The organism is Streptomyces klenkii (assembly GCF_003626645.1).
Lineage (GTDB): Bacteria > Actinomycetota > Actinomycetes > Streptomycetales > Streptomycetaceae > Streptomyces > Streptomyces klenkii.
The window spans coordinates 1-1,172 of the sequence record NZ_RBAM01000138.1; the positions used below are offsets into that span (position 1 = coordinate 1).

The 1,172-nt window shown below is 69.0% G+C and carries 2 protein-coding genes; one reads left to right on the forward strand and one right to left on the reverse strand.

The genetic code is table 11. The features are described 5' to 3' along the window. On the reverse strand, window positions 1-517 hold a 517-nt coding region (gene nucS, locus D7231_RS35240; protein WP_120760459.1), incomplete at its 3' end, for an endonuclease NucS. Window positions 518-774: 257 nt separating this feature from the next. On the opposite strand from nucS, the gene D7231_RS35245 reads away from it, so the two are divergent. After that, complete coding sequence (locus tag D7231_RS35245; RefSeq protein ID WP_120760461.1) at window positions 775-1,170, forward strand: SCO5389 family protein; 396 nt, start codon at window positions 775-777, stop codon at window positions 1,168-1,170. Window positions 1,171-1,172: the final 2 nt, after the last annotated feature.

Consider the following 1,172-nt stretch of genomic DNA (forward strand, 5'->3'; position numbering starts at 1 on the left):
GGTAGCGGGTGAGCTGTTCGACCCCGTCGATCTCGCCGCGCCGCTTGATCTCCACCGCGATCGTGGCCCCGGCCGCATCCCTGCCGAGGATGTCCACCGGACCGATCGCCGTGGGGTATTCGCGGCGGATGAGGCTCCATCCCTCCCCGAGCGTCTCCATGCGGTCGGCAAGCAGTTCCTGAAGGTGAGCTTCGACACCGTCCTTGATCAAGCCAGGATCGACGCCCAGTTCGTGGGAGGAGTCGTGCAGGATCTCGGCCATCGTGATGATCAGCTTCTCGCCGGTCCTGTTCTCCACGGTCCACACCGCCGCGGCTCCGCCCTCGGCGTCCCCGGCCTCGCTGACCTTCAGACTGCACGGCGGGGACATCCAGTTGAGGGGCTTATAGGCCCGGTCATCGGCGTGGATGGAGACCGAATTATCCGCCTTCACGAGGATCAGCCGTGGCGCGAGCGGGAGATGGGCGGTCAGCCGGCCGGCGTAGTCCACCGAGCAGCGGGCGATCACGAGACGCATGAACTCAGCCTAGAGGGCACACGGCGGCGGCCGTGACCGGTGGGGCGGCGGAAGGCCCCGCGACGGCTGGGGCGGCCGTTGCCGGACAGTGGCCAGATATGTGCCCAATCCACTGACATGCTCGGGCCAACACCCCTACCGTTGCACACGGGGCGTCGCCGTCCGAACGCACACCAGCACGCGGTGACGTGTGTGCGGCGGTGTCCCGGGGCCCGTCCGCCAGACCTCCTAGCCAGGGGTCGCGAGAGGAGAATCCCATGTCGCTCGACGTCTCACCAGCGCTGTTGCAGCAGGCCGAGCGCGGCGAGGAGGTCGACGAAGTCGCGTTCGTCGACTGCATCCGCACCTCCCTGCCCTACGCCTGGAACATGATCAGCACGCTGGTCGCCCGACTCAAGGTGGACGGCGGTGACTTCGCCGACAACACCACGCCGCCGCCGGACGAGCATGCGCGCGGACAGCTGCTGCGGGCGTTGGCCAGCGACGCCATCCGGGGGTCGCTGGAGCGGCACTTCGGCGTCCGGCTGGCGTTCCAGAACTGCCACCGGGTCGCCGTCTTCCCGCTCGACGCCGCCTCGGACGCCCCGCTGGGCCGGTTCACCTCGATCCGCGGGCAGATCCTCAACCAGTCGCCGGAGCTGCGGGACGGCTGACG

Bases quoted from the DNA above. Each gene is read 5' to 3' on its own strand.
- D7231_RS35245 (WP_120760461.1), top strand. From the start codon at position 775: ATGTCGCTCGACGTCTCACCAGCGCTGTTGCAGCAGGCCGAGCGCGGC.